The 22,019-nt window shown below is 61.3% G+C and carries 21 protein-coding genes; 10 read left to right on the forward strand and 11 right to left on the reverse strand.

Going from position 1 to position 22,019, the window contains the following annotated elements:
* Positions 1-37: 37 nt before the first annotated feature.
* From argD to WFM45_RS22460, 3 genes are all read right to left on the reverse strand, one after another.
* Complete coding sequence (gene argD / locus WFM45_RS22450; protein ID WP_336957284.1) at positions 38-1,255, reverse strand: bifunctional acetylornithine/succinyldiaminopimelate transaminase; 1,218 nt, start codon at positions 1,253-1,255, stop codon at positions 38-40.
* Between the two features lie 131 nt (positions 1,256-1,386).
* On the reverse strand, positions 1,387-1,962 hold the full coding sequence (locus WFM45_RS22455; protein WP_033631932.1) for an aminodeoxychorismate synthase component II: 576 nt from the start codon (positions 1,960-1,962) through the stop codon (positions 1,387-1,389).
* Between the two features lie 72 nt (positions 1,963-2,034).
* A complete protein-coding gene (locus WFM45_RS22460; RefSeq protein WP_336957286.1) occupies positions 2,035-3,561 on the reverse strand; it encodes a helicase HerA-like domain-containing protein in 1,527 nt (508 codons plus the stop codon).
* Positions 3,562-3,772: 211 nt separating this feature from the next.
* Between WFM45_RS22460 and WFM45_RS22465 the strand changes: the two genes are divergently transcribed.
* Both WFM45_RS22465 and WFM45_RS22470 read left to right on the forward strand, forming a co-directional pair.
* Positions 3,773-4,042 (forward strand): hypothetical protein, encoded by a 270-nt coding sequence (locus WFM45_RS22465; RefSeq protein ID WP_004930356.1) that lies wholly within the window; start codon positions 3,773-3,775, stop codon positions 4,040-4,042.
* Positions 4,043-4,059: 17 nt separating this feature from the next.
* Positions 4,060-4,338: a type II toxin-antitoxin system RelE/ParE family toxin gene (locus WFM45_RS22470; protein ID WP_033631928.1), complete on the forward strand. Its 279-nt coding sequence runs from the start codon at positions 4,060-4,062 to the stop codon at positions 4,336-4,338.
* Here WFM45_RS22470 and btsR read toward each other — a convergent pair whose 3' ends face one another.
* The 3 genes from btsR to ppiA all read right to left on the reverse strand — a co-directional run bounded on the left by btsR (position 4,339) and on the right by ppiA (position 7,474).
* Positions 4,339-5,064, reverse strand: a complete 726-nt coding sequence (gene btsR / locus WFM45_RS22475; RefSeq protein WP_033631927.1) for a two-component system response regulator BtsR — start codon at positions 5,062-5,064, stop codon at positions 4,339-4,341.
* Complete coding sequence (locus tag WFM45_RS22480; RefSeq protein WP_004930349.1) at positions 5,064-6,749, reverse strand: sensor histidine kinase; 1,686 nt, start codon at positions 6,747-6,749, stop codon at positions 5,064-5,066. The genes btsR and WFM45_RS22480 overlap by 1 nt, the downstream gene beginning before the upstream one ends.
* 155 nt (positions 6,750-6,904) lie before the next feature.
* On the reverse strand, positions 6,905-7,474 hold the full coding sequence (gene ppiA / locus WFM45_RS22485; protein ID WP_015379288.1) for a peptidylprolyl isomerase A: 570 nt from the start codon (positions 7,472-7,474) through the stop codon (positions 6,905-6,907).
* A gap of 351 nt (positions 7,475-7,825) precedes the next feature.
* Between ppiA and WFM45_RS22490 the strand changes: the two genes are divergently transcribed.
* The 4 genes from WFM45_RS22490 (at position 7,826) to tsgA (ending at position 11,897) form a co-directional block, all read left to right on the forward strand.
* On the forward strand, positions 7,826-8,164 hold the full coding sequence (locus WFM45_RS22490; RefSeq protein WP_004930342.1) for a PTS lactose/cellobiose transporter subunit IIA: 339 nt from the start codon (positions 7,826-7,828) through the stop codon (positions 8,162-8,164).
* Positions 8,161-9,468, forward strand: coding sequence for a 6-phospho-beta-glucosidase (locus tag WFM45_RS22495; protein WP_336957291.1), 1,308 nt, complete (start codon positions 8,161-8,163; stop codon positions 9,466-9,468). The genes WFM45_RS22490 and WFM45_RS22495 overlap by 4 nt, the downstream gene beginning before the upstream one ends.
* Positions 9,469-9,540: 72 nt before the next feature.
* Positions 9,541-10,521 carry a LacI family DNA-binding transcriptional regulator gene (locus WFM45_RS22500; protein ID WP_004930339.1) on the forward strand — a complete coding sequence of 327 codons (981 nt, stop codon included), beginning with the start codon at positions 9,541-9,543 and terminating at the stop codon, positions 10,519-10,521.
* A gap of 191 nt (positions 10,522-10,712) precedes the next feature.
* Positions 10,713-11,897 carry an MFS transporter TsgA gene (gene tsgA / locus WFM45_RS22505; protein ID WP_033631923.1) on the forward strand — a complete coding sequence of 395 codons (1,185 nt, stop codon included), beginning with the start codon at positions 10,713-10,715 and terminating at the stop codon, positions 11,895-11,897.
* Positions 11,898-11,951: 54 nt separating this feature from the next.
* Here the strand turns inward: tsgA and WFM45_RS22510 are convergent, their stop codons facing one another.
* Positions 11,952-13,220 carry a cytosine deaminase gene (locus WFM45_RS22510; RefSeq protein ID WP_206189167.1) on the reverse strand — a complete coding sequence of 423 codons (1,269 nt, stop codon included), beginning with the start codon at positions 13,218-13,220 and terminating at the stop codon, positions 11,952-11,954.
* A 303-nt stretch (positions 13,221-13,523) separates the two neighbouring features.
* Between WFM45_RS22510 and nirB the strand changes: the two genes are divergently transcribed.
* The 4 genes from nirB to cysG are packed head-to-tail and all read left to right on the forward strand — an operon-like array spanning position 13,524 to position 18,667.
* A complete protein-coding gene (gene nirB / locus WFM45_RS22515; protein ID WP_336957296.1) occupies positions 13,524-16,073 on the forward strand; it encodes a nitrite reductase large subunit NirB in 2,550 nt (849 codons plus the stop codon).
* A complete protein-coding gene (gene nirD, locus WFM45_RS22520; protein ID WP_015379293.1) occupies positions 16,070-16,396 on the forward strand; it encodes a nitrite reductase small subunit NirD in 327 nt (108 codons plus the stop codon). Before nirB ends, nirD begins: the two co-directional genes overlap by 4 nt.
* A gap of 16 nt (positions 16,397-16,412) precedes the next feature.
* The gene (gene nirC, locus WFM45_RS22525) at positions 16,413-17,213 is read left to right on the forward strand and encodes a nitrite transporter NirC (RefSeq protein ID WP_336957297.1); all 801 of its coding nucleotides are present in this window, start codon (positions 16,413-16,415) and stop codon (positions 17,211-17,213) included.
* A gap of 50 nt (positions 17,214-17,263) precedes the next feature.
* Positions 17,264-18,667 carry a siroheme synthase CysG gene (cysG, locus tag WFM45_RS22530; RefSeq protein WP_103086227.1) on the forward strand — a complete coding sequence of 468 codons (1,404 nt, stop codon included), beginning with the start codon at positions 17,264-17,266 and terminating at the stop codon, positions 18,665-18,667.
* Positions 18,668-18,717: 50 nt separating this feature from the next.
* On the opposite strand, the gene trpS is transcribed toward cysG, so the two are convergent.
* The 4 genes from trpS to dam are packed head-to-tail and all read right to left on the reverse strand — an operon-like array spanning position 18,718 to position 21,960.
* Positions 18,718-19,725 carry a tryptophan--tRNA ligase gene (gene trpS / locus WFM45_RS22535; RefSeq protein ID WP_004930324.1) on the reverse strand — a complete coding sequence of 336 codons (1,008 nt, stop codon included), beginning with the start codon at positions 19,723-19,725 and terminating at the stop codon, positions 18,718-18,720.
* 2 nt (positions 19,726-19,727) lie between these two features.
* On the reverse strand, positions 19,728-20,426 hold the full coding sequence (locus tag WFM45_RS22540; RefSeq protein WP_336957300.1) for a phosphoglycolate phosphatase: 699 nt from the start codon (positions 20,424-20,426) through the stop codon (positions 19,728-19,730).
* Entirely contained in the window at positions 20,419-21,096 is a 678-nt protein-coding gene (rpe, locus tag WFM45_RS22545) for a ribulose-phosphate 3-epimerase (protein WP_004930320.1), read from the reverse strand. The genes WFM45_RS22540 and rpe overlap by 8 nt, the downstream gene beginning before the upstream one ends.
* A 51-nt stretch (positions 21,097-21,147) precedes the next feature.
* The gene (gene dam / locus WFM45_RS22550; RefSeq protein ID WP_004930319.1) at positions 21,148-21,960 is read right to left on the reverse strand and encodes an adenine-specific DNA-methyltransferase; all 813 of its coding nucleotides are present in this window, start codon (positions 21,958-21,960) and stop codon (positions 21,148-21,150) included.
* Positions 21,961-22,019 lie beyond the last annotated feature (59 nt).

Raw genomic sequence — 22,019 nt, forward strand, 5'->3', positions numbered from 1 at the left:
CGCGGCATGCCGCGCCCCGTTATTCGCCGCACGGGCTTCAGGCGTTGATCACATCCTGCACCGCCAGCTCGAACAGCACCATGCCAGCCTCGATGTCCTGCAGCTCCACCACCAGCGACGGCGCGAAACGGATCACGTTCGGCCCGGCATTGAGGATCATCAGCCCACGCGCGGCGGCGGCGGTGAGGAAATCGCGCGCTCTGCCGTGATAATGCGGCGTCAGCTCGGCGCCGAGCAGTAACCCCATGCCGCGAATGGCGGTGAAAATACCGTATTTATCGCCGATATCCTGCAAAGCCTGCACATACAGCGCATGGCGCTGCTCGATGCCGTTCAGCACCTCCAGGGTATTGATCACATCCAGCGCCGCCTCCGCCACCGCGCAGGCCAGCGGGTTGCCGCCGTAGGTAGTGCCGTGGGTGCCCACCTGCATCACCGACGCAATCTCTTCGGTGGTCAGCATGGCGCTGACCGGGAAGCCGCCGCCCAGCGCCTTGGCGGTGGTGAGAATGTCCGGCGTCACGCCATAATGCATATAGGCGAACAGCTTGCCGCTGCGCCCCATGCCGCTTTGCACTTCGTCGAACACCAGCAGCGCCTGATGTTGGTCGCACAGTTTGCGCACGCCTTTGAGGAAGCCGGCGTCGACCGGCGTAATGCCGCCCTCGCCCTGAATCGGCTCCATCACCACCGCGCAGGTGTGGTCGTCCATCACCGCTTTCACCGCCGCCAGATCGTTGAACGGCACGTGCACGATGTCGGCCGGCTTCGGCCCGAACCCGTCGGAATATTTGGCCTGCCCGCCCACCGACACGGTGAACAGCGTGCGGCCGTGGAACGCGTTATAGAAAGCGATGATTTTGGTTTTATAGGGGCTGTGGCGGGTGATGGCGTAATGACGCGCCAGTTTGAACGCCGCTTCGTTGGCCTCTGCGCCGGAGTTGGCGAAGAACACCCGATCGGCGAAGGTGGCGTCGATCAGTTTGCTCGCCAGGCGCAGCGCCGGTTCATTGGTAAAGACGTTGCTGGTATGCCACAGAGTCTCACCCTGACGTTTGAGCGCCTCGACCAGCGCCGGATGGCAGTGCCCCAGCGCCGTCACCGCGATGCCGCCGGAAAAATCGATGTACTCTTTTCCCTGCTGATCCCAGACCCGGCTGCCTTGGCCGCGCACCGGCACAAACTGGGCCGGTGCATAAACAGGCAGGATCACCTGGTCAAAGGTGCTGCGGCTCACTGCGGATTTTTCAGTCATTTTCGGCTCCACCCTGAAGGTTTTTCAGCGCTATCGTAATGTTAGATTGAAAACATAATCACGAAATATGCATAAAAAACCAATCAAGCGCAAACGCAAAACGCCTGACGAGCGAAAAAAACGCATCGGGATTAACGGTTGAGGAAGTTATCCAGCAGCTGATGGCCCTGCTCGCTGAGCACGCTTTCCGGATGGAACTGCACCCCTTCCAACGCCAAAGCGCGGTGGCGGATGCCCATGATCTCGTCGCGCACGCCGTCGCGTTCGCTCCAGGCGGTCACTTCAAAACAGTCCGGCAGCGTATCGGCTTTCAGCACCAGCGAGTGATAGCGGGTCACGGTCAGCGGATCGTTCAGGCCGCGAAACACGCCGACGCCCAGATGGCGAATGGCCGAAGTTTTGCCGTGCATCACCGCGCGGGCGCGCACCACCTCGGCGCCGAACGCCTGCCCCAGCGCCTGGTGCCCCAGGCACACGCCAAGGATCGGCAGTTTGCCGGCGAAATGACGAATGGCGGCCAGCGAGATACCCGCTTCGTTCGGGGTGCAGGGGCCGGGGGAAATCACCAGATGCTGCGGCGCCAGCCGCTCGATATCGGCCAGCTGCAGCTCATCGTTGCGCTTCACCACCACCTCGGCGCCCAACTCGCAGAAGTACTGGTAAAGGTTATAGGTAAAGGAGTCGTAGTTATCGATCAGCAGCAGCATGTCAGGTCCGGCAGAGAAAAACGCCGCCATAGTTTACTGATTTAACCCGCCGCTGCCGACGATAATTTCCGCTTACTTTTTACGGCCGCCGGTGATCGAGCCCAGCACGCCGCGCAGGATCTGGCGGCCGAGATCGCGCGCCATGCTCTTGGCGGCGGTCTGGACGATGCCGTCGCGCTTGCCGCCGCGCGGGCCGGTGGAACCGAACAACAGCTCGTTCAAACCATCCATCAGGCCGCCGCCCGCCTGCTGTTGTTGCTGTTGCGTCTGCGGTTGTTGCCCCTGCTGCGGGGTGCCGATGGTGGCGAAACCGCCCGACGACAGCTTCTCGTAGGCGGACTCGCGGTCAATCATGTCTTCATAGCGGCCATACAGCGGCGACTTGTTAATCGCGCTGTTCAGCCCTTCCGCGCCGAGCATGCCCATCTTGGATTCCGGCGCGATGACCATCGCCCGCTCCACCACGTTCGGCCGGCCCTTTTCGTCGAGGAATGACACCAGCGCTTCGCCCACGCCCAGCTCGGTGATCGCCGTTTCGGCATCGAAGGCCGGGTTGGCGCGCAGGGTTTGCGCCGCCGTCTTCACCGCCTTCTGATCGCGCGGGGTAAAGGCGCGCAGCGCATGCTGCACGCGGTTGCCCAACTGGCCCAGCACGCTGTCCGGGATGTCCAGCGGGTTCTGGGTGACGAAGTAAATGCCGACGCCTTTGGAGCGGATCAGACGCACCACCTGTTCAATCTTGGTCAGCAGCGCCGCCGGCGCATCGTTGAACAGCAGGTGCGCTTCATCGAAGAAGAACACCAGCTTCGGCTGTTCAGGGTCGCCCACTTCCGGCAGGTGCTCAAACAGCTCGGCCAGCAGCCACAGCAGGAACACCGAATACAGCTTCGGCTGATTGATCAGCTTGCCCGCCGCCAGCAGATTGATCACGCCGTGGCCGTTGGCGTCGGTTTTCATCAGATCGTTGATGTCCAGCATCGGCTCGCCGAAGAACTGGTTGGCCCCCTGCTCTTCCAGCGTCAACAACCCGCGCTGAATGGCGCCGATAGAGGCGGCAGAGATATTGCCGTACTGGGTTTGGAATTGTTTGGCGTTGTCGCCGACGAACTGCACCATGGCGCGCAGGTCTTTCATGTCCAGCAGCAGCAGCGCATTGTCATCGGCGATTTTGAACACCAGCTGCAGCACGCCGCTTTGCACCTCGTTCAGATCCAACAGGCGCCCCAGCAGCAGCGGCCCGAGATCGGAAATGGTGGCGCGGATCGGGTGACCCTTTTCACCGTAAATATCCCACGGGATAATGGTGCAGGCCTGCGGTTGCCAGTCGGTGACGCCAATCGCCGCCAGGCGCGCCTGCAGTTTTTCGGAAGGCACGCCCTCGGCGCCGATGCCGGACAGATCGCCCTTCACATCCGACAGGAACACCGGCACGCCGATGCGTGAGAACTGTTCGGCCATTTTCTGCAGCGTCACCGTCTTGCCGGTGCCGGTTGCCCCGGTGATCAAGCCGTGGCGGTTGGCCAACGCCGGCAAAATCACCAGATCCTGTTCCGGTTTTCCGTCTTTCATCGCCTTGGCGATAATCCGTGGTTCACTCATTTTCTGTTCCTTTGACGCTGACCGCGGCGCGAAACGCGCCTGTTGATGCAATAAAGCTATAAGCGCCGCGTAACCCCGTCAAGGACAAACAAAAAGGGCGCCGTCGGGGCCTGATGAATTCAGATTGCGCTTAGCGTCAGAGCGTCTTTGCTTGAACAATAAAGCACCAGTGTTATAGTGAGCATTACGCTGTATATACGAGGTAAATACCATGTCTGAATCTACCGTGGTAATCCGCGTGGATGACGAGTTAAAAACCGCTTTCGCCAGCGCGGCAAAGGCCGCCGATCGCACGGCTTCGCAACTGCTGCGCGATTTCATGCGCGAGTTTGTCAGCCGCCAGGCGCAGCAGGAAGAGTACGACCAGTGGTTAAAGGAAAAGGTCGAGGTGAGCCGCAAGGCGTTGCGTGAAGGCAAGTTCGCCGACGATGAAGAGGTGGCTGCTTATTTCGCCGAACGCAGAGCTAAATCAACGCAATAAAACACAAAAGGACTTTTGTGAAACTGACATGGACGGTACCCGCCATCGCCGATCGTCTGGCGATTTATGAATGGTTGGAACTTAAAAACCCGGCCGCCGCCGCAGAAAATGATGCAAAAATCGCTGACGCGGCGGCACGCCTCGTGCATCATCCTACCAGCGGGAAAACGGGTCGGATAGCCGGCACGCGCGAGTTGGTCATCTCTCCGTCCTATCTGCTGGTCTATGAATGGGCGGCTCAACGCGTCATCATATTGGCCATCGTGCATACTCGCCGCCGGTGGCCGCCGGCATAGTCATCCCCGCAGCCCCAGTTGCTCCTTCAGCGCTTTCAAATAGCGCCGGCTGACCGGCACCGGATCGCCGGCGGACATGATCATCTCTGCCGCGCCGCCCTCTTCGAAGCGGATCTCGCGCACCTGCTCCAGGTTGACCAGATACTGCCGATGGCAGCGCACCAGCGGCGTACGGCTTTCCAGCGTGCGCAGCGTCAATTCGGTGAAACACTCCATGCCGTCGCGGCGCACCACGAATACCCCGCTCAGCTTGGAACGGATCGCCAGCACTTCATCGAACCGCAGCAGATAGATGCGGCTGTGGCCGGTGCAGGGAATGTATTTCAGGTAACCGGCGCTCTCATCCAGCACCGCCACGTCCTGCGGCGCACTGCGCTGCCGCAGGCGTTGCAGCGTCTTGCTCAACCGCATCGGCTCCGCCGGCTTCAGCAGATAATCGAAGGCGTGCTCCTCGAATGCCTGCACCGCGTATTCGTCGTAGGCGGTCAGAAACACGATGTGCGGCATACGGTTGGGATCCAGCATGCCGACCATTTCCAGCCCGCTGATGCGTGGCATCTGGATATCGAGAAACACCACGTCCGGCTGCAGCCGATGGATCTGGCTGATGGCTTCGATGGCGTTGGCGCACTCGCCGATAATCGAGATCCCCGCCTCGGCCTCCAACAGATGGCGCAGGTTGTCGCGCGCGGAAGGTTCATCGTCAACAATCAGTGCATTTAACATCAGGCTGCCCTCTCCATAGGGACATTAAGCGTAATGCGGGTGTAGGCGTCCGGCCGGCAATCCACCTGCACGCCATAGCCTTCGCCGTAGCGCACGCGAATGCGTTTATCCACCAGGTTCATCCCCAGCCCGCTGCAGTTCGGTTTCGGCTGGAACAGCCCGGCGTTGTCCGTCACCTGCAACAGCAGATGCTCGCCTTCGCAGCAGGCGCCGATTTCGATACGGCCCACGCCCAACAGATGCGAGGTGCCATGCTTGATGGCATTCTCGACGATCGGCTGCAGCGAAAACGCCGGCAGCCGCGCCGCCAGCAGCGCCTCCGGCAGCGATACCGCAATCTCCAGCCGATCGGCGAAGCGCGCTTTCTCTATCTGCAGGTAGGCGTTCACATGTTCAATTTCGTCCGCCAGGCTGACTTCGTCATCCGAACGTTTGAGGTTTTTACGAAAGAAGGTCGAGAGGGACTGCACCAGATCGCAGGCGCGCTCGCCATCGCGGCGGATCACCGCCACCAGGGTATTCAAGGCATTGAACAGGAAATGCGGATTGACCTGCGCATGCAGCAGCTTGATCTCCGACTGCGCCAGCAGCTGCTTGTGGCGCTCGTACTGTCCGGCCATGATCTGCGCCGACAGCAGGCTGGCGATGCCTTCGCCCAGTGTACGGTTGATGGTGCTGAACAGCTGGCTTTTCGGTTCATACAGCTTGATGGTGCCGATGACCCGCTGGTTTTCGCCGCGCAGCGGGATCACCAGCGTCGATCCCAGCTTGCAGGCCGGATTGATCGAGCAGCAGTAAGAGAGCTGATTGCCGTCGGCGTACACCACCTCGTTGTTGTCGATGGCGCGATGCGAATGCACCGAGGCGATCGGCGTGCCCGGCAGGTGGTGATCGTCGCCGATGCCGATAAACGCCAGCAGCTTGTCGCGATCGGTGATCGCCACCGCGCCGATGCCCAGCTCCTGATAAATCACCCGGGCGACCTTCATGCTGTTTTCCTGATCAAAGCCCTGCCGCAGGATGCCCTCGGTGCGCTCGGCGATCTTCAACGCCTTGGAAGAGAAAGCGCTGGTGTATTTCTCGAACATCGCGCGCCTGTCCAGCAGGATTTGCATAAACATCGCCGCGCCGACGGTATTGGCGATCATCATCGGCAGCGCGATGTGTTCCACCAGCTGCAACGCCTCGTTATAAGGGCGCGCCACCGCCAGAATGATCGCCATCTGCAGCACTTCCGCCACCAGCGCCACGCCGCCGACGAACAGCGGATTGAACAGCAGCTCGATGCGCCCCCGGCGCATGGCGATGCTGTGTACGATGCCGCCGACCAGCCCTTCGGACACCGTGGAGATCGCGCAGGCCACGTCGGTCATGCCGCCGAGCGTATACCGGTGCAGACCGCCGGTCAGCCCGACCAGAAAGCCCACCGACGGCCCACCCAGCAGCCCGCCCAGGACCGCGCCTATCGCACGGGTGTTGGCGATCGAATCCTGAATATGCAGCCCGAAGTAGGTGCCCATGATGCAGAACACCGAGAAGATCACGTAGCACAGCAGCTTGTGCGGCAAGCGAATGGTCACCTGCATCAGCGGAATGAACAGCGGGGTTTTGCTCAGCAGATAGGCGATAACGAGATAGACGCACATCTGCTGCAACAGCAACAGCACCTGGTTAAATTCATACATGGCAGCAACTCATCCAGAGACAACAAGGGGCGAACGCCGGATTTCCGGTCTGGTTATTGTCTGCCGATTAGAGCATGGGGCGCGGGAGAAAACAGTGATGAAGGCAAGGCTTCGGGAGGAAGGACGGCCGACCCCGGCGGGATCGGCCAAAAAATTTACGGCAGCACCTTGGCCGACAGAATCACCACCGGTTTGGTCGGCACATTCTGGTAAGGGCCGACGTTGCCGGTCGGCACCTGAGCGATCTTGTCCACCACGTCCATGCCTTTCACCACTTTGCCGAACACCGCGTAGCCGAAGTCGCGCTGGCCGTGATCCAGGAAGGCGTTATCCGCCACGTTCAGGAAGAACTGGCTGGTGGCGCTGTCCTTGTCGGCGGTGCGCGCCATCGAGATGGTGCCGCGCAGGTTGCGCAGGCCGTTGTCGGCTTCGTTCTTGATCGGCGCCTTGGTGGATTTTTGCTGCATGTCAGCGGTGAAACCGCCGCCCTGGATCATGAAACCCGGGATCACGCGGTGGAAAATGGTGTTGTTGTAGTACCCGCTGTTCACGTAATCGACAAAGTTCTGGGTGGAAACCGGTGCCTTCTGGCTGTCGAGCGCCAATTCGATATTCCCCGCCGAGGTCGTCAGCATGACATGGGTCTCACCGGCGGCGAGTGCGGCTGGTGCCACTGCGGACAGGGAACACAGCGCGACGAAGGTCACTAAAGTACGTTTGAACATTAACGGGTCCTTTCTCTGAGAGACAAACAACGGAAAAGCGCTTTGATTCTAAAGAGCTGTATCGGCAAGTGCCAGCCATTTACCTATATTTACCCAATTACGGGACATATCCTAGGCGGCCCTGAATTTTGCTGCGGAAAGTATGGGCGCAGAAGGCTTTTTTGCCAACCGCATCACGCATTTTTTGCCCCGTGCCGCCCTGGGGCGGTTTTTGCGATCTGCCTCCCAGTTTGCACACGCATTGTCGTTACTCTATATGAATGAGAGCGCTCTCATTATAAAGAACGGATATTGAAGCATCCCACGGCGGCATCGCCGCGCAACCCCTGGAGAAATGACGTGAGTGAATTGATGACTGAAGTCAGCCCCGAGTTTGAAAGCACCATCATGGAACTGCTGGTGTTCTCCGGCAGCGCGCGCAGCAATGCGTTGATGGCGTTGCGACAAGCGCGCGCCGGCGACTTCGCCGCCGCGGCCAAACACATGGCCGAATCCAAAGAGTGGGTGAAGAAAGCGCACCTGATCCAGACCGAGCTGATCGGCCTGGACGAAGGCTGCGGCAAGCTGGCGATCAATCTGATCACCGTGCATGCGCAGGATCATCTGATGAACGCCATGGTGATCCAGGATCTGGCCGACGACATGATCGAGCTCTATCGCCGTCAGTCGCTGACGGAGGGCCGCCCATGAGCACGCTCAAAATCGCCGTGATCGGCGGCGGCAGCAGCTACACTCCCGAGCTGGTCGATGGGCTGATCCAGCGCATCGATGAGCTGCCGGTCACCGAACTGGCGCTGGTGGACGTCGAGCCAGGCCGGCAAAAAGTGGAAACCATCGCCGCCCTGACGCGCCGCATGCTGGCGCGCCATGGGCTGGAACAGGTGAAGGTCAGCGTGCACTTCGCGCTGGACGAAGCGATTCGCGGCGCCGCTTTCGTGCTGACCCAGTTCCGCGTCGGGCAACTGCCGGCGCGCGCCGCCGACGAACGGTTGGGCCTCAAATACCAGCTGCTCGGCCAGGAGACCACCGGCGTCGGCGGCTTCGCCAAAGCGCTGCGCACCATTCCGGTGATGCTGGATATCGCCCGCCGGGTGGAAAAGCTGGCGCCGGACGCCTGGATCATCAACTTCACCAACCCGGCCGGTATCGTCACCGAGGCGGTGTCTCGCTTTACCAAAGCGAAGATCATCGGCCTGTGCAACGTGCCGATCAGCATGCATCACATGATCGCCAACATGCTGCAGGCGCCTTACGCCGACGTGCAGCTGCGGTTCGCCGGCCTGAACCACATGGTCTGGGTGCATCAGGTCACGCAGCAGGGGCGCGACGTCACCGGCAAAGTGATCGACATGCTGTGCGACGGCGCGGCGCTGACCATGAACAACATCAAGGAAGAGCCCTGGCAGCCGGACTTCCTGCGCGCGCTCGGCGCGATCCCCTGCCCGTACCACCGCTATTTTTACCAGACCCGCGAGATGCTGGCGGAAGAGATGGCCGCCGCCGGCGAGCGCGGCACCCGCGCCGAGCAGGTGATGCAGGTGGAGAAAGAGCTGTTCGAGCTGTATGCCGATCCGCAACTGAACACAAAACCGGAACAGCTCAGCTTCCGCGGCGGTTCTTTCTATTCCGAGGTTGCGCTGGAGCTGATCCGTGCTATCCATAATAATCTCGGCACGCAATTAGTGGTCAACACCGCAAACCGCGGCGCAATCCATGGCCTGCCGGACGATGCTGTGATAGAAATCAACTGTATCGTCGATGCTCAGGGCGCGCATCCGCTGACTTTCGGCCCGCTGTCGGAACCGATGCAGGCGCTGACGCAGCAGGTGAAAGCCTACGAACGCCTGACCATCGAGGCCGCGGTGCACGGCGATCGCCGCAGCGGCTTGCTGGCGCTGATCGCCAATCCGCTGGTGGGCAACGCCAATCTGGCGCAGCCGTTGCTGGACGAGGTGTTGACGATAAACGCGCCGTATTTGCCGCAGTTCAGGTAAGCGCCTGCGCGCGGTATGACAGGGGTTCGGCGCGCCGAACCCATTTTTTTAGCCGTAATCAGGAGTTGGACGATGGTGACACTGGAAGATGTCGCGGCGCTGGCGGGCGTATCGCGCGCCACCGTATCGCGGGTAGTGAACGGCGACAGCAACGTCAAGGCGCCGACCCGCGAGAAGGTTGAACGCGCCGTCGCCCAGCTCGGTTACACCCCCAATCCGGCGGCCCGCGCGCTCGCCTCCAGCCACAGCAATACCCTCGGGCTGGTGACCACGTCGTATCGCGGCGGCTTCTTCGGCGCGCTGATGGACTTCGTGCAAACCGAGGCCGAATCCCACGGCAAGCAGCTGCTGGTGACCCAGGGCCGCAACAGCGCCGAAAACGAATGGCAGGCGGTGCAGCGGCTGTTCAGCCTGCGCTGCGACGGCGTGATCCTGCACGTGCGTTTTCTCAGCGACGATCGGCTGCGCCAGCTGGCGGCGGAGCAACGTCATTTCGTGTTGCTCGATCGGCTGGTGCCGGGGCTGGAAGACCGCTGCGTCACCTTCGATCACCCGCTCGCCAGCCGCATGGCGACCCAGCAGTTGCTCGATGCCGGGCACCGGCGCATCGCCTGCATCAGCGGGCCGCGCGAGCGGCCGTCGAGCCGCCTGCGGCTGCAAGGGTTTGAAGAGGCGATGCAGGCGGCGAATATCGAGCCGGTGGCCTGTCTGGAGGGCGTTTACGATCTGGAAAGCGGTTACCGCTGCGCCGATCGCCTGCTGCAGCAAGCCGCACGGCCCAGCGCCATCTACTGCTGCAACGAAGAGATGGCGATCGGCGCGCTGCTGGCGATCAACGAGCACCGCCTGCGGGTGCCGCAGGATATCTCCTTGATCTGTTACGACAGCGGCGAACGCGCGCCTTTTGTACGCCCGGCGTTGAGCAGCGTACATTTTCCCATCAGCGAGATGGCCCAATACGCGGCGCGCAGGCTGATCGACCCCACCACCCCGGCGCACCAATTTGAACCGACGATCGTCAACCGTGATTCCATTGTGACGGTACGCAAATAGATCACAATAATGCGTACGCTCCCTTCATAGGTTGCATCAAAAAATCGACAACCATCACAAAAAATCCCGTTGTCTGTGCTAGGATCCGCCCCCTGGTGGCCTGATCGGGACTTTTTTCTGCGTTTGCCAGGAAAAGCCAGCGGCCTTATGCCAGCGTTAAAACCTCTAACAGACATATTCAGGCCTATACAATGAATGACAGTAACCGCATACGGCTTACCTGGATCAGCTTCTTTTCGTACGCGCTGACCGGTGCTTTAGTGATCGTCACAGGGATGGTGATGGGAAACATTGCAGAGTACTTTAATCTGCCGGTTTCCAGCATGAGTAACACCTTTACTTTCCTCAACGCCGGTATTTTGATTTCGATCTTCCTCAATGCCTGGCTGATGGAAATCATCCCGCTGAAGCGTCAGTTGATCTTCGGCTTTGTCCTGATGGTGCTGGCGGTCGCAGGGCTGATGCTCGGCAAGAGCCTGACCATGTTCTCGCTGTGCATGTTTATCCTTGGCGTGGTTAGCGGTATCACCATGTCGATCGGCACCTTCCTGATCACCCACATGTATGCCGGCCGCCAGCGCGGTTCGCGCCTGTTGTTCACCGATTCCTTCTTCAGCATGGCCGGGATGATCTTCCCGATCGTCGCCGCGATGCTGCTGGCTCGCCATATCGGCTGGTACTGGGTTTACGCCTGCATCGGCCTGCTGTACGTGGCGATCTTCGTGCTGACCCTGTGCTCCGAATTCCCGGTGCTGGGCAAGAAAGGCGCCGATGCCGGTCAACCGGTCGAGAAAGAAAAATGGGGCGTCGGCGTGCTGTTCCTGTCGATCGCCGCGCTGTGCTACATCCTCGGCCAGCTGGGCTTCATTCAGTGGGTGCCTGAGTACGCCACCAAGTCGTTCAACATGGACATCGGCCAGGCCGGTAAGCTGGTGAGCGACTTCTGGACCTCTTACATGGTCGGCATGTGGGTGTTCAGCTTCATCCTGCGCTTCTTCGATCTGCAGCGCATCGTTACCGTACTGGCCGCGCTGGCTACCGGCGCGATGTACCTGTTCGTCAGCACCGACAATCCGGAACACCTGGGCTACTACATCATGGCCCTGGGCTTCGTTTCCAGCGCCATCTACACCACGCTGATCACCCTCGGCTCGCTGCAGACCAAGGTCTCCTCGCCGAAGCTGGTCAACTTTATCCTGACCTGCGGCACCATCGGCACCATGCTGACCTTCGTGGTCACCGGCCCGATCGTGGCGAAAGGCGGCGCGCACGCGGCGCTGACTACCGCCAACGGCCTGTACCTGGCGGTGTTCGTGATGTGTCTGCTGCTGGGCTTCGTGACCAAGCACCGCAGCCACGGTCACGTGACGCACTGATTTTTTCGCATCAAATACATCAAGGGCGCCCGTAAGGCGCCCTTTTTTTGCGCCTTAGCGCCGAAAATCCACCGTCTCATCCTGCTGCAAATGCAGCGTGGTTTCCGCCGGCCGCGTTTCGGCGATCACCGCCCCCTGGCGAATCGAATAACGCACCGGCGTCTGGCGGCGCACCGCGTCGAAACCGCTTTCCGCCGGCAGGATCACCAGGTTGGCGCTGTTGCCGGCCGCCAGGCCATAGTCGCTGAGATTAAGGGTGCGCGCACTGTGGTGGGTGATCAGCTTCAGCCCATCGTCGATCTGGCCATAGCCCATCAGCTGGCACACGTGCAGCCCCATATGCAGCACCTGCAGCATGTTGGCGGTGCCGAGCGGATACCAGGGATCGAACACGTCGTCGTGGCCAAAGCAGACGTTGATCTCCGCCTCCAGCATCTCCTTCACCCGCGTCACGCCGCGCCGTTTCGGATAGCTGTCGAAACGCCCCTGCAGGTGAATGTTCACCAGCGGATTGGCGACAAAGTTGATGCCGGACATTTTCAGCAGGCGGAACAGCCGCGAGGCGTAAGCGCCGTTGTAAGAGTGCATCGCCGTGGTGTGGCTGGCGGTGACTTTCGCCCCCATCTCCAGCTTCAGCGCCAGCGCCGCCACGGTTTCGACGAAGCGCGATTGCTCGTCGTCTATCTCGTCGCAGTGCACGTCCACCAGCCGATCGTATTTTTGCGCCAGCGCGAACGCCTTATGCAGCGACTCCACGCCGTATTCGCGGGTGAATTCGAAGTGCGGAATGGCGCCCACCACGTCGGCCCCCAGCCGCAGCGCCTCTTCAAGCAGCGCTTCGCCGTTGGGATAAGAGAGGATCCCCTCCTGCGGGAAGGCGACGATCTGCAGCGTCACCCAAGGCGCCACCTCCTGTTTCACCTCCAGCATGGCGCGCAGCGCGGTCAGCGTAGGATCGGAAACGTCGATGTGGGTGCGCACATACTGCACGCCGTTGGCGATCTGCCACTTGAGCGTTTGCCAGGCGCGCTGCTTGACGTCTTCATGAGTCAACAGCGCCTTGCGTTCGGCCCAGCGCTCAATGCCCTCGAACAGCGTGCCGGACTGGTTCCAGGCCGGCTGACCGGCGGTTTGCGTGGTATCCAGGTGGATATGCGGTTCGACGAACGCCGGCAGCGCCAGCCCGCCCTGCGCATCCAACACGTCGCTGCGCCACTCCAGCCCTTCCGGTTGCGGCACCAGATGCGCGATGCGCCCCTGCTCGATCGCCAGTTGCCACAACCCTTCATGCCCGCTTAAACGCAGGTTATCGATAAACTTCAATGGACGTTTCGCCACCCTTCACCTCTGCCGTTGCGCTGGTTTTCTTCATCATACTGGCAGCGGATCGCGCTGACAAAGTCACCGCTTCATGCCTACCCCCTGCGTTTACTCCCTGCGGGGTAATTTTCATGCAAACTGACTCGCTTCAGCTAAAGGTGAATAAAATCCGCAACTTATCAAAAAACGTGAAAAATCATCCATATACCACGTTAGAGGTATATGGGAGTGTGATTGATTTGCATCAATAAATTGCTCATCGGGAGGGATAAGGTAAGCCTAGGAAACCCGAATTTTGAGGCAATAATGAGCAGAGTCAAACTTGCCGTCGTCGGCAATGGCATGGTCGGCCACCGGTTCATCGAAGATCTGTTGGATAAAGCAGACAAAGACCAATTCGACATCACCGTATTTTGCGAAGAACCGCGCATCGCTTACGATCGCGTGCACCTTTCCTCCTACTTCTCGCACCACACCGCCGAAGAGCTGTCGCTGGTGCGCGAAGGCTTTTACGAAAAACACGGCGTGAAGGTGCTGATCGGCGAGCGCGCTATCACCATCAATCGCGACGAGAAGGTCATCCACTCCAACACCGGCCGCACCGTCTATTACGACAAGCTGATCATGGCCACCGGCTCTTACCCGTGGATCCCGCCGATTAAAGGCTCGGATAGCCAGGACTGCTTCGTTTACCGCACCATCGAAGACCTGAACGCCATCGAATCCTGCGCGCGCCGCAGCGAGCGCGGCGCGGTAGTCGGCGGCGGGCTGCTGGGGCTGGAAGCCGCCGGCGCGCTGAAAAGCCTGGGGGTGGAAACGCACGTGATCGAGTTCGCTCCGGTGCTGATGGCCGAACAGCTCGACCCGATGGGCGGTGACCAGCTGCGCCGCAAGATCGAGCGCATGGGCGTCAAGGTACACACCGGCAAAAACACCCAGGAGATCGTCAACGGCGGCGGCACGGCGCGCAAAACCCTGCATTTCGCCGACGGCAGCCTGCTGGAAGTGGATTTCATCGTGTTCTCCACCGGCATCCGCGCCCAGGACAAGCTGGCGCGCCAGTGCGGGCTGGAGATTGGCTGCCGCGGCGGCATCGCCATCAACGACAGCTGCCAGACGTCTGATCCGGACGTGTACGCCATCGGGGAGTGCGCCGCCTGGCGCGATCGCACCTTCGGCCTGGTGGCGCCGGGTTACAAAATGGCGCAGGTGGCCGCCGATCACCTGCTGAACCGCGAAAACGGCTTCCAGGGCGCCGACATGAGCGCCAAACTGAAGCTGCTGGGCGTAGACGTCGGCGGCATCGGCGATGCCCACGGCCGCACCGAGGGCGCCCGCAGCTACGTCTATCTGGATGAAAGCAAAGAAGTCTACAAACGCCTCATCGTCAGCGCCGACAACAAAACCCTGCTCGGCGCGGTGCTGGTGGGCGACACCAGCGATTATGGCAACCTGCTGCAGCTGGCGTTGAACGGCATCGCGCTGCCGGAAAACCCGGACGGCCTGATCCTGCCGGCCCATGCGGGCAGCAAACCGGCCATCGGCGTGGATTCGCTGCCTGAAAGCGCGCAGATCTGCTCCTGCTTCGACGTCAGCAAAGGCGACATCATCCAGGCGGTCAACAAAGGCTGCCACACCGTGGCGGCGCTGAAGGCCGAAACCAAGGCCGGCACCGGTTGCGGCGGCTGCATCCCGCTGCTCACCCAGGTACTGAACGCCGAGCTGAGCAAGCAAGGCATCGAGGTCAACCACCACCTGTGCGAACACTTCGCCTATTCGCGCCAGGAGCTGTTCCACCTGATCCGCGTCGAAGGCATCAAGTCGTTCGAGGCGCTGCTGACCAAATACGGCAAAGGCTACGGCTGCGAAGTCTGTAAGCCAACCGTCGGCTCGTTGCTGGCTTCTTGCTGGAACGAGTACATCCTCAAGCCGCAGCATACGCCGCTGCAGGATACCAACGACAACTTCCTCGGCAATATCCAGAAAGACGGCACCTATTCGGTGATCCCGCGCTCCGCCGGCGGCGAAATCACCCCGGACGGCCTGCTGGCCATCGGCCAAATCGCCAAGGAGTACAACCTCTACACCAAAATGACCGGTTCGCAGCGCATCGGCATGTTCGGCGCACAGAAAGACGACCTGCCGGCCATCTGGCGCAAGCTGCTCGCCGCCGGCTTTGAAACCGGCCACGCATACGCCAAGGCGCTGCGCATGGCGAAAACCTGCGTCGGCAGCACCTGGTGCCGCTACGGCGTCGGCGACAGCGTCGGCTTCGGCGTCACGCTGGAGCACCGTTACAAAGGCATCCGCACCCCGCACAAAATGAAGTTCGGCGTCTCGGGCTGCACCCGTGAATGCGCCGAAGCGCAGGGCAAGGACGTCGGCATCATCGCCACCGAGAACGGCTGGAACCTGTATGTCTGCGGCAACGGCGGCATGAAACCGCGCCACGCCGATCTGCTGGCCGCCGATCTCGATCGCGAGACCCTGGTGCGCTACCTCGACCGCTTCATGATGTTCTATATCCGCACCGCCGATAAGCTGCAGCGCACCTCGGTGTGGCTGGAGAGCCTGGAAGGTGGCATCGATTACCTGCGCAAGGTGATCGTCGACGACAAGCTCGGCATCAACGCGCAGTTGGAAGCCGAGATCGCCCGCCTGCGCGACGCGGTGGTCTGCGAATGGAAAGAGACCGTCGAGCACCCGGAAACGCAGCTGCGCTTCGCCCACTTCATCAACAGCCCGCTGCGCGATCCGAACGTGCAGGTGGTGGCCGAACGCGACCAGCACCGCCCGGCGCGCCCGGACGAGCGCATTCCCGTCACCCTGATCGATACCGAGGAGAGTCACGCATGAGCCAGTGGATTACCGTTTGTCCCGTCGCCGACATTCTGCCCGGCACCGGCGTGTGCGCCCTGATCGGCGATCGGCAGGTGGCGGTGTTCCGCCCCTATGCCGACGAACAGGTGTTCGCCATCAGCAATATCGACCCGTTCGCCCAGGCCAGCGTGCTGTCGCGCGGCCTCATCGCCGAACATCAGGGCGAATTGTGGGTCGCCAGCCCGCTGAAGAAACAGCGTTTCCGCCTGTACGACGGCCACTGTCTGGAAGATGACAGTCGTTCCGTCGCCAGCTTCACCAGCCGGGTGGTCGACGGCATCGTGCAAGTCGCGGCATAACCTTTCGGGAGGCAACATGTTTACCGATACGATCAACAAATGCGCCGCCAACGCGGCGCGCATCGTCCGCCTGGCGAAGGAGAGCCCGCTCGGCTTTTGGATCAGTTCGGCGATGGCGGGCGCCTACGTCGGCCTCGGCATCATCCTGATCTTCACCCTCGGCAACCTGGTCGACCCAAGCATACGGCCGCTGGTGATGGGCTCCACCTTCGGCATCGCGCTGACGCTGGTGATCATCGCCGGTTCCGAGCTGTTCACCGGCCATACGATGTTCCTGACGCTCGGCGTCAAGGCCGGCACCATCCGCCAAAGCCAGATGTGGGCGGTGCTGCCGCAAACCTGGCTCGGCAACCTGCTCGGCTCGGTGCTGGTGGCGCTGATGTATTACTACGGCGGCGGCAGCCTGCTGCCGGTGGATACCAGCCTGGTACACAGCGCCGCGTTGGCGAAAACCACCGCGCCGGCCGAGGTGCTGTTCTTCAAGGGCGTGCTGTGCAACTGGCTGGTTTGTCTGGCGATTTGGATGGCGATCCGCGTTGAAGGCGCCGCCAGGTTCATCGCCATTTGGTGGTGCCTGCTGGCCTTTATCGCCTCGGGTTACGAACACTCCGTCGCCAACATGACGCTGTTCGCTCTCTCCTGGTTCGGCAACCACAGCGAGGCCTACACCCTCGCCGGCATCGGCCACAACCTGCTGTGGGTGACGCTGGGCAACATCCTGTCCGGCTCGGTGCTGATGGGCCTGGGGTATTGGTACGCCACGCCGCGCGCCGAACGCCCGCAGGCGGCGAAAGCCGCCGCACGTCAGACCGCCTGAGTTTTCGGGGGCGCCTTTCGCCCCCACCCTGATGACCCCGAGGAGTGCCGATGGATTACCTGCCGATTTTCTGCCAACTGCAACACAAAGCCTGCCTGCTGGTCGGCGGCGGCGAAATCGCCGAACGCAAAGCGCGCCTGCTGCTGGACGCCGGCGCGGCGCTGACCGTCAACGCCCTGGACTTCACCCCGCAGTTCCGCCAATGGGCGGAAGAAGGCCTGGTGACGCTGGCCGAGGGCGAATTCAGCCCGGCCCTGCTGGCGGAAAAATGGCTGGTGATCGCCGCCACTGACCGGCTGGAGGTCAACGCGCGGGTGTACCAATGCGCCAACCAGCAGCGGGTATTCTGCAACGTGGTCGACGACCCGAAACGCGCCAGCTTTATCATGCCGTCGATTATCGACCGTTCGCCGATCATGGTGGCGGTGTCCTCCGGCGGCAAAGCGCCGGTGTTGGCGCGGCTGCTGCGCGAGAAGCTGGAAGCAATGCTGCCGCAGCACCTCGGCAAGCTGGCCCAGCTGGGCGGCTCGCTGCGGCAGCGGGTAAAACAACGCTTCAGCGGCCTCGGCGCACGCCGTCGCTTCTGGGAACGGTTGTTCGCTCACGATCGGCTGGCGCAATCGCTGGCCAACGGCGACGCCGCGCTGGCCGAACGCCAGCTCGAGCAACTGTTCAGCGAACAGCCGGCAGATCGCGGTGAAGTGGTGCTGGTCGGCGCCGGGCCGGGCGATGCCGGTTTGCTGACGCTGAAAGGGCTGCAACAGATCCAGCAGGCCGACGTGGTGGTTTACGACCGGCTGGTCTCCGAAGAGATCATGGCGCTGGTGCGCCGCGACGCCGAGCGCATCTTCGTCGGCAAACGCGCCGGGCACCACTGCGTGCCGCAGGAACAGATCAACCAAATTCTGCTGCAGCAAGCGCTGCAAGGCAAACGCGTGGTACGACTGAAGGGCGGCGATCCCTTTATCTTCGGCCGCGGCGGCGAAGAGCTGGAGACGCTGGCGGACGCCAACGTGCCGTTCTCGGTGGTGCCGGGCATTACCGCCGCCTCCGGCTGTTCCGCCTACAGCGGCATCCCGCTCACCCACCGCGACCATGCGCAGAGCGTCCGCCTGGTGACCGGCCACGCCAAGGCCGACGGTGGATTGGACTGGGCGACGCTGGCCGCCGGGCAACAGACGCTGGTGTTCTATATGGGGCTGTCGCAAGCGGCGGAAATCCAGCGCCGGCTGATCGCGAACGGACTGCCGGCCGCCACGCCGGTGGCGCTGGTGGAAAACGGCACCTCTTGCCGCCAGCGGGTGATCGAAGGCGAGCTCCACCAACTGGGCGCCTTGTCCCTGCAGGCCGCCAGCCCCAGCCTGATCATCGTCGGCAGCGTGGTCAGCCTGCGCAGCAAGCTCAATTGGTTCGCCGGCGAGGAATCGCCCGCCAGCCTGGCGCAAATGGCATAATACCGACGTAAAAAAAGCGGCCTAAGGCCGCTTTTTTATTTGCGCCGGCGTTACGCCTGCGGCGGTACGAAACCGACGGCCTGATAGACCTTCGCCAGGGTTTCCTGCGCGCGTGCGCGGGCCTTGGCGGCGCCGTCGCGCATGACCTGCTGCAGATAGGCTTCGTCGTTGCGGAAACGGTGGTAGCGCTCCTGCAGCTCAGCCAGCATGCCGGAGACGGCCTCCGCCACCGCGCCTTTCAGGTGGCCGTACATCTGGCCTTCAAACTCGGCTTCCAACTGCGCGATGCTCTTGCCGGTCACGCCGGCGAGGATATCCAACAGGTTGGAGACGCCCGCCTTGTTGACCACGTCGTAACGCACGACAGGCGGCTCTTCCGAGTCGGTCATTGCGCGTTTGATCTTCTTGGTCACCGCTTTCGGATCTTCCAGCAGGCCAATCACGTTGTTGCGGTTGTCGTCCGACTTGGACATCTTCTTGGTCGGCTCCTGCAGCGACATCACGCGCGCGCCGGATTTAGGAATAAACGGCTCCGGCACTTTGAACACGTCGCCGTACAGCGCGTTGAAACGCTGGCCCACGTCGCGGCTCAGCTCCAGGTGCTGTTTCTGATCTTCGCCCACCGGCACCTGGTTGGTTTGATACAGCAGGATGTCCGCCGCCATCAGCACCGGATAGCTGAACAGCCCGGCGTTGATGTTCTCCGCGTAGCGCGCGGATTTGTCCTTGAACTGCGTCATGCGGCTCAGTTCGCCGAAATAGGTGTAACAGTTCAGCACCCAGCTCAGCTGCGTGTGCTCAGGCACGTGCGACTGCACGAAGATGGTGCTTTTTTCCGGATCGATACCGCAGGCCAGGTACAGCGCCAGCGTATCCAGCGTGGCCTTGCGCAGCTTCTCGGCGTCCTGGCGCACGGTTATGGCATGCAGATCGACGATGCAATAGATGCAGTCGTAGTCGTCCTGCATCTGCACCCACTGACGCAGCGCACCCATGTAGTTGCCGATGGTCAGTTCGCCGGACGGCTGCGCGCCGCTAAATACGATGGGCTTACTCATGTTTAAATTTCCTGATTCTCTAAAGATGACAGCCCAAGAGCGGGCAACAAATCGGCGAAGCGCTCCAACACCCGATCGGGGTGGCTCAGGGCGATCGATTCGCCGTAGTTATAACCGTAGGTAAAGCCGACGCTCGGGCAACCGGCGCCCTGCGCGGCTTGAATATCGTTGCGTGAGTCGCCGACGAACAGCAGTTCATGCGCGCGCAGGCCAAGCTTGCCGAGCACCAGGTACAACGGTGCCGGGTGCGGTTTCTTTTCCATCACGTCGTCGCCGCCGATCACCAGCGAGAAATAGTCGCCAATGCCCAACGATGCCAGCAGCGGCGCCACGAACGGCGTCGGCTTGTTGGTCACCAGCGCCATCGGGTAACCGTGCGCGGCCAGGCGGGCCAGCGTCTCTTGCACCTGTGGGAACAGACGGCTGCCGCTGTCGACGGTCTGCGCGTAGAAATGGTCGAAGCGTTCACGCAGCCGGCTGCACTGCTCCGGCGAGCCTTCCGCCTCCGCCCAACGCAGCGCGCGCTGCACCAGCACGTCGGCGCCGTTGCCGATCCAGGTGCCGACCCGCTCCTCACCCGCTTGCGGCAGGCCCGTCTCTTCCAGCGCCATATCGATGGCGGCCGCCAGACCCGGCGCGCTGTCGACCAGCGTGCCGTCCAGATCGAAGGCCAATGCGCGGATCGCGCCGAAATCAGCCATGGGTAACCTTCGCCAGCTCGCTGCGCATTTCGTCAATCACCTTGCGGTAGTCCGGCTGGCCAAAGATGGCGGAACCGGCGACGAACATATCGGCGCCTGCGGCGGCGATTTCGGCGATGTTATCCACTTTCACCCCGCCGTCGACTTCCAGGCGGATATCGCGACCGCTGTCGTCGATCAGTTTGCGTACCTGGCGCAGCTTGTCCAGAGTGCCGTGGATAAACGACTGGCCGCCGAAGCCCGGGTTGACCGACATCAGCAGGATCACGTCAATTTTATCCATCACGTAATCGAGGTAGCTTAGCGGCGTCGCCGGGTTGAACACCAGGCCGGCCTTACAACCGTGCTCTTTGATCAGCTGAATGGTGCGATCGACATGTTCGGAAGCTTCGGGGTGGAAAGAGATATAAGACGCGCCGGCCTTGGCGAAATCTGGCACGATGCGATCTACCGGCTTGACCATCAGATGCACGTCAATCGGCGCGGTAATGCCGTAGTTACGCAGCGCTTCGCACACCATCGGACCGATGGTCAGATTGGGCACGTAGTGGTTGTCCATGACGTCGAAGTGCACCACGTCGCCGCCTGCGGCCAGCACGTTAGCGGTATCTTCACCTAACCGGGCAAAATCTGCCGACAGAATGGACGGGGCAATCAAAAACTTTTTCATCCGCTTCTCCAAACGTAGGGTCGAGTTGTTATGCGCCGGGGTGCCCCCGGCTTAGCGATACAGCGCCAAAAGCTCATTCACTTTGCTGCGGCCGAGAATATTGCGGCTGATCGTGCGGCGCGCTTTCACCACATACAGCGCAGCATGCTGGTACCAGTCGCGCGTCAGCTCGGTATCGTGATTGGAGATCAATACCGGTACCTGGCTCTCTACCGAGAGCTGGTGCGCCAGATGCGCCAAACTCTGCTGATCGGCGATGCTGAAGCTGTTGGTGTGGTAAGCGGTGAAATTCGCCGTCGCCGACAGCGGCGCGTAAGGCGGATCGCAATACACCACGGCACCGGCCACGGCCTTCGCCATGGTATCGCGGTAATGCTCGCAGACAAAAGTGGCATTGCGCGATTTTTCGGCAAACCAGTACAGCTCTTCTTCCGGGAAGTACGGTTTCTTGTACCGGCCAAACGGCACGTTAAACTCGCCGCGCAGGTTATAGCGGCATAGGCCGTTATAGCAGTGACGGTTCAGGTACAGGAACAGCAGCGCCCGGCGGTAAGGCTCGGTGCTAGTATTGAACTCTTCTCGCAGCAGGTAAAACTGATCCGAGTTATTGAATTCATCGGCGAAAAGCGTGCGGGCATCGCGCACGAAGTCATCCGTGCGCAGCTTAACGATGTTATACAGGTTGATAAGATCGCTATTGATGTCGGCGAGAATGTAGGCGTCGTAATCCGTATTCAGAAAGACGGATCCCGCACCCACGAAGGGCTCGATTAAGCAGTCTCCCGCCGGCAGATGGCGACGAATCTCATCTACCAGCGGGTATTTTCCACCAGCCCATTTTAAAAAAGCGCGGTTTTTCTTCATGCCGTCAATTAGCTACTTATACAATTCAGAGCGGCGGATTGTACTCTGTTTCAGACAGC

The sequence above is a fragment of the Serratia sp. KG1D genome, assembly GCF_037150675.1.
Lineage (GTDB): Bacteria > Pseudomonadota > Gammaproteobacteria > Enterobacterales > Enterobacteriaceae > Serratia > Serratia nematodiphila.